Genomic DNA, 16,687 nt, shown 5'->3' on the forward strand with positions numbered 1-16,687 from the left:
TCTCCGGACACTACAAAACGGTACTAGCCACGGATAAAAGCCAACGGCACCAATATCTACCTGTCACCCTGGCGCTTCCGTATCCCAGCGGATACCGGGTCCAAGACCGAAGACGGCGTTTGACAGAAGGGCATCCGCCTAGACGACTCAGCAACTACTTGTTTGCCTATTACCTCTCGAGCGGCCTCTATGTCTGCCGTCGCCCAGACAACGCGACTGCGACCGTCGCTACACACGTCTATCACCGCGTCTACGTTTGCTGCGTCCAGTAGCTTCAGCACCGATCGTGCCTCGATCAGTCCGGAAACGACTCGGAATCGTCGAGTGTCAGACGCTAGATCTCGATCAACAGTCGCGATAATCCGCAAGATGCGCGCCTCATCTTCCTTCCGGTAGCGCACCGTCTGCCCTTCGATCCCGTACGGGACCTGGAGATCCACCAGAGCTGCCTCCAGTTGCTCCAGCATAAGATAATCCGGAAGCTTCAGATTTCCCGGTAGCACAGCTGAATCGCTTGATGAGGCAGGCAGAGGAAGAAGAATTGCCATAGCGATCACGGTCACACCAACGAACAGGTATCGACGAACCAGTGCACGCTTCATCAGACTTTCACTTTCTGTTGTGAAGCGCGAGCGAGTACCGCCACTAGCATTCGATAGCCCATGAATCGGCATGTCATCACCTCCGCGCTGCAGTTGCGCTCGACAACCTCAGGAAATACCTAACGAACGCTACCGCTAGTAGCGCGGCAGATCACTCTCGGGATCATGGAACATCTCGCCCGGAACAGTCTTAGCTGGCACGTGACTTACGCCGAAATCGCGCCAACGACCAGGATCATTAGCTGTAATGTGATCGGTGGTGAAGGGGGTATGCCTTTCACCGTCAGTCATCATTAGCTCCAGACCTGCGCCTACCTCCTTGAACTGATTCAAGCGGCGCGCGTCCGACAAAACTATCTGAGTATGCCCATCCTCGAAACGGTAGAAAACCTGCGTGTACTCGACGTTTTGGTACAGCGCATAAACACGGTTCTTTTCAAGGGCGGTCCACGCGATAATTCCTACGGCTTTTTTGTCAGGCAAGGGCGGCGGGTTGCAGCGACGTATCATGTCGCACGCCGCATTTGCCGTCGATTCAGCATGATCTAAGAGATCACCGATCTTGTCCACGTTAGCCGCTACGGTCAACTCTTGCGTACCTATCAGTTCCCACTGCTGAACTCGTCCCTTTAGCTTTGTGATCTCGACCTGAGCACGATGCTTGAGATGATTGAACAACTGCCCGAACGCCCCGGACCGCGCCCCACTTGCGAATTTCCCTCCGCTCAGCGCGCTTGCAGTGCCACTAATTACTGAAGCAATGGTTACTTCCCTGGCAATCTCTCCGATCCCTCGAGAAGCAGCTTGCGCCAGTCCCCCACCCGTCAGAGCACTTGTAGTTGCTCCTGCAACAGACCCGATGAGTCCATCTAGGAAGCGGCCACCCCTAGCCGCGCTGAGTAGTCCGCCGGCTAGCCCATGGGACAGTACTTTCGCTGCCTTCACCCCCACGCGCACTGAAGCCCCAACAATCTCCTCGAATCCAGATCCGATCCCCGCGAATATACCGGCCGAGGCTGCTGAGAACGCTCCACCGAGAAGTGCCTGCGCGAATGACTGCCCCGCCACTAGCCCGTCTACTACTGACGCAAGCGCTGAGTACGCGATTGACAAGCCCAAGCCCACGCCAGTCGCTGCTGACACGATCCCGGCAATTATTCCGAAAATCTTGTAACCGCTGGGGTCAGAGTAGCTCAGCGGATTGTTGCCAACGTATGAGTACCTGTTGAACCCCTGCGTGCTCTCCGGAAATTGAACGAATAGATCCGCGGACAAGAATCTTCCAATCTCGGGGTCGTAGATGCGGCCGTTCATATGCACAAGACCTAGATGATCAAGGTGCTCATGGCCGGTAAAACCCCGATGGAAGCTAGCGGTCAGATAACTGCCCGGTGACGGCACCGCTCCCCAGTTCGCCGCAGGACGACGCTTACCCCACGGATCGAACGCGAAGCGATCAACCACCACTCCGCTCTCATCCGTCATCACATCCACAGAGTTCAGGTGATCGCGATGTAGATATCGAGTCTGCTCATTCCCGTTACCCCACCAAGTCACCGTACTAATGACGCGACCACCAGCACGAACGAACATCCGGTGCTCTTCAACGGTGCCACCATCATCGATCCGCTCGTATAGCGAGTCCACGTAGGTGATCGTGCTGTCGTTTGCACCATCAACTGCACGATGCGTTATCCGCATCCGGTCCGCATTGTAGGTAAACAGGCTGTAGGAACCGCTCGGCGCATCTATGCGCTCAGGCTTGTTGAAGCTAGTCCATGTAATCGACGCCCCCTGGCGACTCTCTATGTTGCCATTCGCGTCATAGAAATATTGGCGTAGCCCATCGGTTGCCGAAACGTCGGTGACCGCGTGAGGGCGACTCGACTGGTAGAGATAATTCGAGTAGCCCGTCCCTTTAGACTTGATGTTCCCAATCAAGTCGTAGGTGTAGTCTATATCGACCGTTACGTTATCCGTGTACGTACTACGACGAAGCCGGTAGAGGCTGTCGTACGCGAAGCTCTCGCTTTGGCCTGTGTTGGCGTCCGCCCGGCCTAGCAGATTGTTTGCGGAGTCCCATGTATACGTCAGCTCCTGAACCGCGCCGCCACCGGTAGTAATCGCCTTGAGAACTCGTGTGCTGCGATCAAAAGCACGTACTTCCTGGAGACCGTTGCCGAGCCGTACTTGGCTAAAACTACCCACCACGTCGACACCCTCTACTTCCCAGTAGACTTTGCCGGTGTCGGCATCAATGGTGCGGTCATTGAAACCGTTAGCATTGTAGTCTTGACGAACACGCAGTCGCCGCACACCCTCCGCGCCAAGATTGACGTTCGGATAGGACGTCGTGTGCAGACGCAGATAGCTATCGTAGGAAGTTTCGACCTCGTACCAAGAGCCGTCGATCTTGTGACGCTTCAAAGCGAGCATCGAGTGGGTATCGTAGCTGTACGCTACCTCTGGGTCCGTCGCTGCTGGGTTTCCAACGGAGTTGTACGGACCCACTACCCTCGCAATCAAACCCGTACCGTTGGAAGCAGAGTCATATTCCCAGCGGGTGGTGTCGGTGCCTCCCCCGGTTCGCGGCTCCACACGCTCCACCATACGACCAAGATCGTCGAACGCCTGGGTGGTAATCTGCCCTTTCGCATCCGTTTGCTGGACCAACTCGCCGAGCGCGTTGTGGACGTAGAACCACTCGCCCATGTCCGGATCATCCATACTCACCTTGTGGCCGAGTTTGTTGATCACGACATGACTCTCATGTCCTTCCGCATCCTGAACCCAGGTCATGTTGCCCTGAGCATCGTAGCCGTAGCGAGTGCGGGTCGTTTGGGGTGCCTCGGCTTCGAAGGCCACCTGCTCGGACAGCTCGATGAGACGGTCCGCAATGTCAACGGCCCTGAAAACCGTGCGGCCGTTCGGATCGATACTCACCGTAGTGAAGGCGTCTTGAAAGGTCGTCTGAGTACGGCGCCAGTTCGCGGAACCGAGCGGGTGAACACCGTAGGCGATATCCGTTAGGCGACCATCCCCAGGCTGGGCGGAACACGATTGATCAACATCCGGCGACCGGTTCTCTATCACCCTGTCAAGAGCATCGTACAAGTGCCAAGTCCAGCAGATTTCACCGCCAAACAAGAACAGATCAGACTCCAAGAAAGGCCTGCCAAGAGGATCAAAGCGCGTAGCTTCGTAGCGGTATTCCCCGTCCCAACCAATGATGCGCGTGAGAACCTCGCGGCCAAGTCGGTCAAACTGCGCCAAGCTCTCTGCACCAGTGGAGAACTGCTCGCGGACGGTGTAGACACCCTCGAGGAGACAGTCGGTCCATCCACCACACCATTCACGGATCCATTCACTTGCCACCGACGAGGCCGGATCGAACTCGCGTGTCTTGCGGCCAAACCCATCGTACTGCGTTACTAATTGATTTCCGTTAACGTCCGTTAAAGACGTCTGCACACCGTACTTGTGGTCCCAAGCCTCGATACTCGTATGTTCGAGACCATTGTTGTCTAGCCCCGACAGGGTCGGATCTTCCAACTTGGACGTCCGGGTTTCGATGAAACGTCCATCTGCCGTGTACGTAGTGGCAGTGACACGCGAGTAGAACCGCTGAAGCGCAGGAACCGCGCTACCACCGTCTGCGACAGTGGTCTGACGCACGTTACCCCAATCATCGTAGTCGTAAGTGGTGACAGTCTTCAGCGCCGCACTCTGTGGCTCAACCGTCTCGGTCTTGAGCACGCAGGCCTGCGGGTCGTAGGTAAAGCTACTTTCGCGGGTGACTAGTGTGGCACCAGTGTTGGAGGTGGTGTCCGCTGGTTGCTCATGCGTCACCGTAGCGCTGGTCAGCCGCCCGAGGCACCAGTTAGCCGCATCATCCGAATACGCGTTGACAGTCGTCACTGTGTGCTCGTCGCCGTTACCGTCGACCCCATCGTCCACCGTAACAGCTACACGACTGGAGTTTCCTCGCCCAACATAGTCGAAGTCCGTCACGGTACGGCGGAAGGGCGCTGCCCCGGGCGCAATACCACCGTTGATGTAGGCCCACTGCTCCTGCGTGGACGTATCTACGAACGCGAAGGTGGCAACGCCATCTACTTGATCTTGACCGAACACATTCACCACCTTGACTAAGGTCGGCGGCGAGTTCTGGCCGTTTAGCGGTTGCGCACCGTCGAAGCCAGGCGGTCGAATCGTGTCGCAATCAACGGGCGACGTCTCGCAGATCTGATCGTAGATCTCGTTGAGGTCCGGCGACGGGCTCGGGTCAACCAAACGGCTGTCGTAGTCAGCTGCGTTGGCTACTCGCTCCTCCGTCGCCTTCGTCATGCCCGTGAAGGGGAAGGCTTGCGCGTACGTGGTGACGGTTTCCTTGCCCGTATTGTCGTTCCACGTCTTTATCTCGCTGAAGCCGAGCATGCCGCGACCCTGGGCGTGCACTTTGGCGCCTCGGTACTCGTACATCGTGTACACGACATCCGGGTTCGCGGCGTCACCCAGGCCATTGTCGGCGGAGAACTTCGCTACCACCGGAACCGGTGCCATCAGATTCTGATAGGGAAACGCGACCGAACTACCGCTCGGCATCGGCGTGTGGCCCTTGTACACAGTGGAGTCAGTTAGGTAGCTGTATGCGATCTGTGTCCGCGACTCAAAGCCATCCTTCACTTCAGTGAGCAGACCCGGACGCGGGCCGGCCATGTGGCGGAATCGCCAGTTTCCACTCTTTGGGTAGTAGAGGTCGGTTAGGCCATCACCGCTGGTATCCACCAACATGGCGGAAGCCAGGGTACTGGCAGACGCGATGATGACGGAGTCTGAGATACGCGTCTCGTAACTGACGCCGTCCGAACGCAGCACGTACCAACGACCGTCATAGTGGATCATGATGTCGGTCCGACCATCGTGGTCGTAATCGAGGAGCTTCGCGTCCTCGAACCGGTCCTTGGTGAGCGAGACGTTGACGGTGAACGGATCTTCGGGATCGATCCAATCAGCTTCATCGAAGCACTGGGCGTCGATCTGGCATTCGCCTTCCTCGAACCAGTTCCAGTCGACGTTGTCCGTCTGTCCCGTGAGCTGTACGGTGGCCGGCAGCACTTGCTCGATGAAGTCGACACCCGTACTGGTCCAGACGCGCCACCGATTGGCCACGACGCCCATAAAGTCACCTAGCCCATCGCCGTTGACGTCGATCACTCTTGCGTGCTCGATGTCTGGGAAGTCGACGTTAGGCGTGGAGTAGTACTCCAGGTCGAAGTCGCCATCGGTTTCGCCGAAGATACGCAGCTGGCGGTGACAGGTTTGGCCGTTCTGCGGGCCAGGAACGCGACCACCGATCGACCCCTCTTGGCGGGCACCAGGACCGTGCTGCTGAATGTCACCGGGATCGCCACCGCCGCCGCCACCGCCTCCGCCACCCGGGGCGCCAGGACAGTTGTTGATGAACGACATCACCTCCGCGCGGCCATCACCGTCCCAATCGAGTACGCGCAGCTTTTGTCCATCGATGGTTTGGATGGTGAAGTCGGCTGTCGCAATATCCGCGATCGATTCAAATCCGGCGCCTTGCAGGTTCCGGTACACCTCGACGACGCCCAAGCCTTCGTTGGCGTAGATCAGATCCTGTAGACCATCGCTGTTGACGTCCACAGCAACGGTCTTCTCGCTGTCCTGACTCAACATTGAGCAGATCATGCCGCTCTGGCGGATCGAAGCACTCAGACCGCCCGTGCTGCCGTAGGCCACCTCACACTCGGCGCTGTTACCGCTCGACTGGAGAATGTCTGTAACGCCATCGCCGTCGAAGTCCATGGTGAGTGCGTAGCGAGCCCGTTTGACGACCGGGCCTTGGCCGGGGGCGTCAGCGCTAAGGCCGGACGTCTTCACCTTCCAGCGTCCACCGCTGGTGTAGAGGAAATCGATCCTACCGTCGGCATTGACGTCGGCCAAACGGAGGTTCGTTAGCGACGTGCTGCCGATGCCTGTGTCTTGCTCTAGGGTGAAGCCTCGCGCGTTCTCCTCCCAACGGAAGCGGGTGGGGGGCTTGCAGAAGTTTGCTACGGTCTTGGAACACTCCTGCACCGTGCGGAGTTCCGATATGCCGCTCACCGCGTTGTGGCTGTAGGCGAGTAGATACTCACGAACCGGCTCCATGGTGCCACCAGGGGATGCGGTGGAACCCGTCACGATCGACTCGAGCCGCTGGGTGGTACTGATCTTGTAACCAGCGAGGTAGCCACTGGCGTCGTCGGACCGATCACCGTAGTTGAAGCGAACTTCCGCAACGATCTGATCCGAGCTGCCGGTTCCCTGACCGCCGTAACTGATCACCGTCGGGTAGTACTCACCGATAGTGTTATTTTCGGTGTAGTCGACCTTGATGAAGTTGCCGAATCGATCCTCGATCCGCGCCACGGCGTAAGTCATCGCGAGCGCGGAGGTGCCAGCGTTGATGTAGCCCTCATCACCGCCCGCGCCATCGCTGCCGTAGTAGTAGATAAGACCGGCTTTGTCCTCAACCTTAAAGTAGGCCGGTCCGTTGGCGGGATTGCCGCCGTACGAAGTCACCCGGCGGAAGCTTGCCATCTCCGTCCGATACTCGGTGCCGTTGGCGCCGTACTGGCCACTGGTGGCAATTAGTCGGCTGCCGTCGAGGCAGTAGCGATCTGTCGCATCGAGCGTGACGCCGTAACCCTCGCCCTCACCTGCGCCCTCAGTGGTTGCCAGCGTGCCGCAACGACTTATTGCAGACAGCCCTCCGAGCGAGAAGCCGATGCCCATCAGGCCGTTACCCGAGCGATTGCTGTAGCTCAGGGACAGCTGCGGGGCCATACCCGCCACGCCCGGCGGTACGACGAGGGGAATCGAGTAGTTCGCCGCACCGAACATGTCAACGCTGAACTCGCCGGCTGTCCGGCCAACCGCGGTGGCCTCGCCAGGGATGCTGGCGGCGCCAAGGTCATTCGCGTCAACCGAGGCGATCGCGCCCGCCGAAGTGAAGGTGACTACTTCGTTCTCATCAGCGCCTGAAGCCGCTTGCTTGTACAGCGTCGCCTGTCCGGTACCTGAGAAGTTCCCCGCCAGCAAGCGGTAGCGCTCACCGCTCCACACTGTGCCGTTGGCGTTGTCAGCAATGGGGAGCACCGTTCCCGTGGCGAGCGACCCAGCGTTGCCGTTGTCACCGAGGACGAGGTAGCTGTCAGCGCCAGCTCGCAGACTTTGGGCGAACACGTCGATATCGCCATCGCCATCGAAATCGCCGAGTACCAAATCATAGTGTTTTGCGGACCAGTTGAAGCTGGCAGCGACCACGTCGATCGTGTCCAGCAGCGTAAACGTACCACCAGCGTTACCTGCCAGGATCACCACGTCTTCGTAGCGCACGATCGGCGTGTCGACGTCACCTGCCAACATCAAGACCGTGGGAAACGGCTGCACTAGCACGTCGTCGTGCCCATCACCATTGAAGTCGGCCGCGTAGAGCTTGGCGCGGTCTCCAGACCAGCGCACGCCCGCGTAATCGTCCGCGTCGACCCAGGTGCTAGCGGCCGTGCCGAGCTGGCCGCTACCGCCCGCGAGCACCATACCGTGGGTGCCGGAGCTCGCGTCCGCCTGCAACAGCAGATCGCTTATGCCGCTGTCGTCGTAGTCCCCGGGGATGATGACGTGAGAGTTCGCGTCGGCGCTGAATCCGAAGGCTCCGCTCGCGATGGTCTGATCAACCCCCGTCAACCCGCCGCTGGCGGGTACTGACTCGATCACGTAGCTGTTGCTGCTACTCGCTCGAAAGAGGAGGAGATCGGTGCCGAAGGTGGTATTAAAGTCCCCTGCGTATGCCGTGAACTGGTTGCCGGCTAGGCCCGTGAAGGCGCAGTCGTTTGAGGGCCACGTCTGCGTGAGTGTGTCTAGCGTTTCCCCGAGGCTCGAATCAACGACACCGCAAACATCCCCTGACTGGCGCGGGAGCGCGAACATCTCGTCGGCGTTGTCGCCGTCGAAGTCTCCGATGACGAGCTGGTAGCGGTCAGCGGAAAAGTCATTCGCATATGCGGCCGCGCCCGCAGCTAGAACCAGAAAAGGAATGAGGACTCGCGATAAGACCATGAGAACGCTCTCTGTTGCCATATGTGAGCGCAATCGCTTGTCTTTGACGCGATTTGCGCGGGTTAAGATGAGCCAGACCGTAAGGTTTGCAAGCCTACTTGGCGATCGCCGAACCCTAGCATCCCTAGTCGATTGCGGCTCAAGTGGGTCATTCAACGGGTGGGCGACAAGGGCGCCTGCCTGGTTCCTCGGTCAGGAACCTAACATGCTAGACGAACAACATTCCAACTACATTCGCTAGTTGCTTACCGCAACCACATGACCGGCACAAACGACCGCGCCGGCTCTGGACTACCAACTCTTGCCGCGCTACTCTCGCCATCCGTTGCGCCTTACATCTGATCTGCGCGCCGAGTTGTCCGGTCATTTAAGCGTTGAATTACCTTAGGCATTGGGCGTCGCAGCATTCTCACTGAGGAAGATAAGATTGCCTAACGGACCTCTAAGAACCGCTTATCACTCGCACTGGCAAACGGCACGCAGGGTCGAGATCAGAGTTGCTGCGGAATCTCAGAGCGCGAGTCCGCGTATGCGCAAGCATGCGTTAGCACCCAAACTCACACGCCGCTAGCGCTGCAGAAACTCCTACGATGAAAGAGATGACCGCTCAGTGAAAATAGCAACACCACTCCTACTCGTTTCTGCTGCGCTACTGGCGCCTTCGGTAGGTCACACGGGTACGGTCAAGGAACATCTGGTAGGCAGAGACGGGCACGAAGTGTACTTCGAACTAGAAGGCACGAAGAGTGGATTTCCGTGCTCGCCCCCACACCCGAGCGGATTCGACTACTCGTTTTCACTCACCGGGCATGCTGCGGGACCAGCGCTACTGTCCGCACTGCTTTCGGCCTACGTATCGAACTCCACGTTGGGGGTTCAGGGCGTGGGCGTCTGCACTGTCGAATCGAGGCTGGAGGATGTCAGTTACCTGGTGCTCGATTGAAGACTCGGCTCCCTGTCGATCACGAAGATGGGCGCCTATGAAGAACAGGCCCTCAGCTTGGCTTTGGTAGCCCCATCGACGGTAAAACAGGTGGCGAGTCGCAACTGAGACACAACGAATCAACCCCGAGACCAGCAGCAATATCCGAGCAGAAACAACCCATGAAACTCTCGAATCCTATCCGTAGCGTCATCGCAGCAACCGCGCTGGCGCTCACCTCTTTCAATTGCTACGCACAATGGACGCCTCCATCGACAGTCACGGAGGTCTATCTGAACCCATCCGACGGCTTGCTATTCAAGCTGACTGACATGACCAACACCCAAGCTTGCACACGGACAGATCGCCTTGTCCTAGAGACTAGCTTCGCGTTCTTCGATGAAGCTTTCGCGCTCTTGCTCTCCGCCTTGCACGCTGACGCGGACGTACAGGTTCGAGTCAACGGGTGCAGCACAAACGGGTACGCGATGGTGACGCTGGTTATTGGGAGGTAAGTGAGAAGGCCGACGACATCGCAACCGCAGACCCAGTCGAGAGACATACCGAACTAGGGACCAGCGGTGAATAGCGGGGCTATCCGCGGGAACCGTGGACCCCAGTCATCATCAAGGAGAACCACAGCCAACAACCGCGAGACTCGCGTCTACGCGGTAGACAACATCAGGATCTATTTTTAGCTGGAGCCGGGGACGAAGAGATGACCGACATTGCCCAAAAACGCATACGCGCAGGAAAGCGCTCTAGAACTGCACCCCATTCGCGGGAATCAACATGCACCGTTGCTGTTTTATGCTTCGGCATGCTGCTTGCCTGGTTGCCAGGCGCTCGAGTGCACGCCGCAGACGTCTGGTCCGGGCAGACCCGAATCGAATGGATTCGCCCTTATTCTGGGACCAAAGACGTGTCTTTCCTATTAGCAGATACGTCGGTCACCACTTCGACTTGCGATGGCGGAAGGCGGGTGAGGATCGACAAGAATCACCCTAACCTAGAGGCGTTGTACTCGGCGCTACTCACCGCGTTCGCAGCAAACAAGGAAATAAACGTGAACTACTCAAACACGGACACTCCGGAATGCGCTCCGAAGATCCGGCTATTTCAAGTCTTCGCAGACTAGAAAATGGATCAGGAATTGCCAGAAGAGCATTATGGAAAATCTGTTTAGGTTGATAGCGTTACTTTCAAATCCGAGACTCGTCGCAAGCCGCTCGCGGTGGAAGCCGCGACTCTCGAGAGCTCCAGGAGGAGAGATGCGCAGGGAGCTTTGTTGCTGGCGATGGCTACTGCTAGCCGTCGGCGTAGTTGTTTCGTTCAGTGCCCACGCGGACCGGCACTGGGTCGAAGGCCGAATCACACGGTTGGAGGATTATGCCGGGTACAACGCCAACTTCGGCGTCTTGGTCGAGCTCGCGGAGCAAGAATGGTTCGGTGCCGGTAACGGCGCTACCAATTGCACGCATCGATTCAACCTGCGGGTGGGGGTGTTGGGAATGACCGAGGCATCCCTAAATAGAATCTACTCGTTGTTGTTGTCGTCCTACATCGCCTCGAAACGCGTGCGCTTATACATCGACGACAACGACTATCAGGGCTACTGCGACGTTCAGATAGGATCAGTCGCTGACAGCTACCAATAGAGTGATCCACCCGACTCCGGGTCGGAAGAAGGCCCTGCGCAGCACGATTACTACAAGGTTCATTTGAGACATGAAGGCACGAAGGCTGATCACCGCAACGACGAGCTTGGCACTAGCGCTTGTCAGCTCCGTTGCGACTGCCGCAGGGAGCTGGACAACCTACGAGCTACCAACCAGTCTGCGCATCGATGGCGGTGACACAGGAAAGTTCTTTCGGATCCTGATGCCAACCCTCTACGATCCCGGTAACTGTCAGCATAAGGTGTACACGATCCGCACGACTGATGTGAACTACGATGCAATGGTTAGCATGCTCCTGGCCGCGAAGCTAAGCGGAACCCCGGTGAGGCTCTACGTCGATCACACGTGCCAGCCCGAGGGGCACATCAGGGTTCTCAACGTTATGCTTGAATAGAGCAGGAGTCGCTTAGTGACATCGAGCCACCAACGGTTGCTGAGCCAATGGCGGTCTACCTCAACCGTCTCGCGAATTGCTGTTTGAGTTGACCAACACTGGTGTCGACGTGCGCCTGCGTATCTGACCTGACTGATCCACAGGAGAGAGACACAACACCTACCAACCCTGAGTACCCGGATCCCCCTTGAAGGGCCCGATCACCTCATCCGTAATCCACCCCCCATAGAACTCGCTCGACTGCGGTCGCACACGCTCACCATCCACATAGCACTCGACACGAGACGGATAGAAGCACAACCAACCGGCAATGGACTCGTAGGGTTCGAATGGCCTGTCGTAACACCAGGCGACCTTCGACGTGATTGCACCTTCGGAAGGGGCAAGGTCCCAGTAGCGCGCCGCCCCCTTCCATTCGCAGAGACTCTCGCCCTGTGCAGGCCGTAGGTAGGCGGTAACGACATCCTGCGGCGGCACGTAGAAGGTGGGCGGGCTCGCCGTCTCCAAGATGCGTTTCGCTCCACGCGAGCGAGCAAGTTCCACCCCGTTTCCTAGCACAACCACTTCGCGCGTATCGGGTACCAGGCTCGGAGGCCGCGGATAGTCCCACACCGATTCTTGACCCGGCCCGGTTGGGTGGGCGAACGCAGGACGCGCCTGGCCGCGGTGGGTCCAGCCGTCGCGGGATTTCTTCAGCCAGTCGGGGATCTTGGGCATGAGATGAACCAGCAGGTCGTGGGGAAGCGCCGCAGTCTATCTGGGAATCTCCGGATCGATTAAGAGACATTCGAGACGGGGATCTGGTCGCCAGAAACACCCCACGGACTGCCCAGTTGCCGGATCATCGTGTGAGGGCCATGACCGCTCGCGATGACCTTCGAGTCGGTGACGCTGGGAACACAGCACGACAGGCTAAGCTCAACTCCGAACAGTCCTCGACTACGTGGCCGCACGCACCGGTGCACGGGTAGTGATGGCAACGCTCCCCCTCCTCGGAACAGCTACTCCCCGGCGGTTGGCCTGCCCTGCGGGAGCAAAGCACGCCCTGGCCCTGGCGGGCCGAGACCTGCTCATCGGCGCCATGGCCGGCACCACCCGCCCGTCTGGTGCGCATCTCGGCACAGACTTACAACGCGCCGAGCGAATACCAACAGCTGGCCAACGCGCTGCCTAAGGCCCTCAACGACATGGCGGATCGGTGAAGGCCGCGCTGCTCAAAGCTTTGGGACCGGCGCGTCGCGATCGAGCGCAGCCATCTCGTACGCGGCCGATTTGCGCTGGGTTTGCGTTCCCGAGGCGAGCACGGCCGATAGGTGCTCGGGCGTGAGGCGGCCGCCCACCAGGTAACGTTCCTGGGGCTCGACGTCGGGCGCTCGCGAGGCCCACCAGGCGACCACCGATTCGGTGTGCGGCATCGCCAGCAGCTCCTCCACGTCCGAGTACTGCGGATCGCCCCCCACGTTGACCGTGTCCTCCCAATCGGGCTCGACCGACGCGTCGAGATCGTCCGCCGTGATGTCGGCGCCGGTGATGGTGCAGAACGCCTGACCAGCGACCCGCGCGTACTCCGGATCTTCCATCAACGCCAACAGCTGGGGCACATGGGCAGGCAGCCCGGAGGCGCCGTAGGCGTGGGCGCGGACTCGCGGTGAGAAGTCATCCGAGCTGAGCGTATCGAGCAGCATGCTGCGATAGGTTGGCGCCCCGAAGCGCACGAGCAACTCTACGGTTTGCAGCAGGTTGGGGTCCTCATTGCTTAGCTCAGAAGACAGCGCTACGTACGCATCGTTGTCGCCGAGCAGGACGCCCGCCCGCAAGGCCGCGAAGCGCAGCCGCTGCGCCGCCTCGTCCCCATCGGAAGGTTCCTGCGCGTAGGCCCTTCGCACCACATGGCCGTGCGCGTGCGATCTTCGGTGCCCAATCCAATCGAGCATGCGCACGTGCACGGCCGGATCTGTATCCGCAAACCAGTGCTCATCCGGAGCGGACGCGAAGGTCGCCACCGCCGCCTGCCTCACCTCGCCATTCGCATGGTCGACGAGGCGCGACACCTGCTCGCTTCGCAGCCCAAGCCAGCTAACGGCAGCGTGAAACTCCCCTGGATAGTCGCCCCGCTCGGCAAGGGCTTCGCAGGCGCGATCGAGCAGATCGTCACGCCCCAGGGTGAACCCAAGCGTCGCGGTGATGAAGACGCTCCCAGGATCTTCGAAGGCGAGCACGCTATCGTCGATGGAGAGGCCGGACACGAGACCGATGCGCAGGGCATCGAGAAACGCATTCAACTTGGCATCGGCAACGGCCAGGTCCGCCGCCCGGTGCACCGGGCTCTCGGCAATGCCCTCCCGTATGTGCCAGGCGTAGGGTGCGTCCGTCGTGATCTGGCGCCAGATCGGCGCCGGAAAGGCCGTCACGTGGTCGCGATGCCTAGCCCTGGTCCAGGGCTGGCGTACCGATCAGCTCGGTCCAGGCCGTGCCGTCGTAGACCAGCGCCTGATACAAGCCGTAGGAGAGTAGGCCGTGTTCAGACGCCGTGACCCGTTTGAAGGAATGCTGAACGGCTCCCGATTCCGGAAAGGTGTAGGCGCGGAGTTCATCGTCTTCGAGGGTGAAGAGGCCTAAGTCCGTCGCCGCCCAGAGGCGACCGTCATACCATGCCATGGCGTTGATATCCGCGGCGTAGATGTAGTCGCCGGTGGGTGAGGCGAGGGCTTCCCACTCGTCTTCCCGGCCGCGGAGAATCTGATCGCCGCTGCCGCCGATGTAGACGTTGCCGTCGCCGGCGCAGCAGATGGCGTCGATGCGAAAGTTCAAGGGCAGGTCGAGGCGGTGCCAGGTGGTGCCATCGTAGCGCCAGCAGTCACCGCGATCGCCGCCGACGTAGATGTCCGTCTCGCTAAAGCCGTCCAGGGCATGGAAGCCGATCTCCATGTCCATGTAGCGCAGGCCGCGCGCCTTCAGCTCGTCGATGTCCTGGTAGAGCTGGGGGTGCTGCTGCTCGCGCGTGAGGTCTTCCCAGGTCACGGGGCCCGTGCGGCGATACAGCTTGCGCATGCTACCGGCGGCGAACACCTGCTCGTCGATACGCTCGAGGGCCCAGGCGGCTTTGCCTCGCTTGGCGTCGTCCGCGTCGAAGCGGTTGAAGCCCTTCTGGGCACGCGGCTCCCAGGTCTTCCAGTCGCCCGTGAGCGTGACCGTGCGATCGCCGAAGGAGACGTACACCCGGCGGGCGCCGCTGAAGGACGCCGCCCCGAAGCCGCCCTTGGCGGCGAAGCGGTCAGGCGCGTAGTTGACGATCCGCGTGCCGAGATCCTCCGGCCGCGGGAGACGCTCCTGCTGATGGGCCTCATCCATCTCCACGATCTCTTGCAGCACGAAGCTCACCTGCTCGGGGTGCACGATCACCGCGTGGGTCATCGCATAACCCTTGATTAGCTCGTCGTACTGCGCAGCATTCATCTTCATGTCGAGGTCAGCCTATGACAATTCATCGCCAGCGGGTGCGGAGGGGCCGCCGATACGCTGGAAGTTCAGGTCTGGGTTGGGGTCGGAGAAAATACCGCTGTGTTCATCGCAGGCCTTGTCGTAGTAGTTGTCCAACTGCTCGCGCAGACAGTCGGCGCTGCAGAAGCTCAAGGGGAAGGTGTCCCGGTGGGCTCGGATGGCAGCGTCGCGCGCATCGTCGTAGGCAATGTCGCCGTCCCTGCCGACCTCTTCCGCCGCGTGGCGATCGGTGTGCGTGTGCATGGCGCCATGCGAGCCGTGGTACTGGTTGGTGCCCTCGGCGCAGACCACCGGCGCATCGCGGTAGCGGTAGCCGTCGCACACCCCATCCACCCAGGCGTGGGGAATCATGTGGTGCCCCGTCTGGCCGCCGCAGCAGCCGCCCTGGGCGTTGGTGCCGCCGGAGTTGTTGTCCGTCGACTTCATGCTCACCAGCATGCACTTGCGGGCGCGCACGCAGTCGTTCGCCGTGGCGATGGTCCGCTGCACGTCGGCCATGGTGGCGGCCGCGCTGCCCGTGTCGCCGGCGGCCAACTGATCGGGAATGGCCGCCAGGCGATCGTCGAGGGAAGTGAGCGAGCGCATCAGGCGGTCCGCCTCGGCATTCACCGCATCGATGTGGCCCTTGAGCTCTATCACCTCCGCCACGTCGTTGGCGCCATCGACGATCGTTACGATCCAGCCGATCGGTCCCGCCGCCGCACCGATGATGCGCTTGGCGACGGCTTTGCCGACAATCCGCGTGAGCAGCTCCTCCGCCTGCTGCAGGGCTACCTCCTGGGCGGTGTTGATCGCCTGCTCGTAGATGTTGAGATCATCGAGCTGGCCCTGAATGTCGCCTAGGAAGTCGTCTAGCTTGGATTGGTCCAAGGAGCGGGGTTTGATGTTGAGGCCCAGGCAATTCGTGCGCTTCCATCTCACCTGACCGCGCACGGTCTCCCAGGTGGTGCGGTTGCCGCGCTTGACCTCACGCTCGCCGCCGCAGGCGCGGTTGACCCGTTGGATCTCCATCCGGCAGTCGCTGCGCCGCGCGCTCGTATCGACGTAGGCCCAGGGCCCCGTGTTGCCCGGCAGGGACGCGTGGTTGTGGGTCATCTTGTCCGTGTGCCGGCAGACGTTCAGATCTTCCACCTTCACGTCCATGGACCAGGTCTGGTAGTAGGCCTTGCCCTTCTTCACGCCGGTGGCAACGCCCTTCTTCATGATCGCAGGCTCGTTGCCGGTGGAGGTCTTGAAGTAACTCTGGTCGCGCTTGGCGATCGGCTTGCCGCTGATGAACACGGTGGTCGAGCCCTTGGCCAGGTCCTTGGCGAAGGCCGTGTTGGCGTAGGGGATCACGATGGGGCCGCCGCTCGGCGGCGGTGGGCTGAAGCACGGATCCGGAAAGCTGGCTACGGACTTGCCCGCGGCGGCCTTGCAGGAGATCTCGAGCTCGTTGGCGAAGACTTCGTTGGCCACGGTTCGT

Annotated in this window: 8 protein-coding genes; 2 read left to right on the forward strand and 6 right to left on the reverse strand. The window is 60.1% G+C overall.

The features are described from left to right. Positions 1–56: 56 nt before the first annotated feature. Positions 57–602 carry a hypothetical protein gene (locus AAGA68_02470; GenBank protein ID MEM9383895.1) on the reverse strand — a complete coding sequence of 182 codons (546 nt, stop codon included), beginning with the start codon at positions 600–602 and terminating at the stop codon, positions 57–59. Positions 603–737: 135 nt separating this feature from the next. Then, positions 738–8,726, reverse strand: a complete 7,989-nt coding sequence (locus AAGA68_02475) for an FG-GAP-like repeat-containing protein (protein ID MEM9383896.1) — start codon at positions 8,724–8,726, stop codon at positions 738–740. 2,193 nt (positions 8,727–10,919) lie between these two features. On the opposite strand from AAGA68_02475, the gene AAGA68_02480 reads away from it, so the two are divergent. Together AAGA68_02480 and AAGA68_02485 are read left to right on the forward strand one after the other, a co-directional pair. Continuing rightward, positions 10,920–11,306 (forward strand): hypothetical protein, encoded by a 387-nt coding sequence (locus tag AAGA68_02480; protein ID MEM9383897.1) that lies wholly within the window; start codon positions 10,920–10,922, stop codon positions 11,304–11,306. Between the two features lie 70 nt (positions 11,307–11,376). Beyond that, positions 11,377–11,721 carry a hypothetical protein gene (locus AAGA68_02485; GenBank protein MEM9383898.1) on the forward strand — a complete coding sequence of 115 codons (345 nt, stop codon included), beginning with the start codon at positions 11,377–11,379 and terminating at the stop codon, positions 11,719–11,721. A gap of 159 nt (positions 11,722–11,880) precedes the next feature. Here the strand turns inward: AAGA68_02485 and AAGA68_02490 are convergent, their stop codons facing one another. The 4 genes from AAGA68_02490 to AAGA68_02505 all read right to left on the reverse strand — a co-directional run bounded on the left by AAGA68_02490 (position 11,881) and on the right by AAGA68_02505 (position 16,680). Then, positions 11,881–12,438, reverse strand: a complete 558-nt coding sequence (locus AAGA68_02490; GenBank protein ID MEM9383899.1) for a DUF427 domain-containing protein — start codon at positions 12,436–12,438, stop codon at positions 11,881–11,883. Positions 12,439–12,935: 497 nt separating this feature from the next. Further along, the gene (locus AAGA68_02495) at positions 12,936–14,132 is read right to left on the reverse strand and encodes a hypothetical protein (protein ID MEM9383900.1); all 1,197 of its coding nucleotides are present in this window, start codon (positions 14,130–14,132) and stop codon (positions 12,936–12,938) included. 13 nt (positions 14,133–14,145) lie between these two features. Further along, positions 14,146–15,183 carry a hypothetical protein gene (locus tag AAGA68_02500; GenBank protein MEM9383901.1) on the reverse strand — a complete coding sequence of 346 codons (1,038 nt, stop codon included), beginning with the start codon at positions 15,181–15,183 and terminating at the stop codon, positions 14,146–14,148. A gap of 12 nt (positions 15,184–15,195) precedes the next feature. Further along, the gene (locus AAGA68_02505) at positions 15,196–16,680 is read right to left on the reverse strand and encodes a PAAR-like domain-containing protein (GenBank protein MEM9383902.1); all 1,485 of its coding nucleotides are present in this window, start codon (positions 16,678–16,680) and stop codon (positions 15,196–15,198) included. Positions 16,681–16,687: the final 7 nt, after the last annotated feature.

This window comes from Pseudomonadota bacterium (assembly GCA_039193195.1).
GTDB lineage: Bacteria > Pseudomonadota > Gammaproteobacteria > Steroidobacterales > JBCBZW01 > JBCBZW01.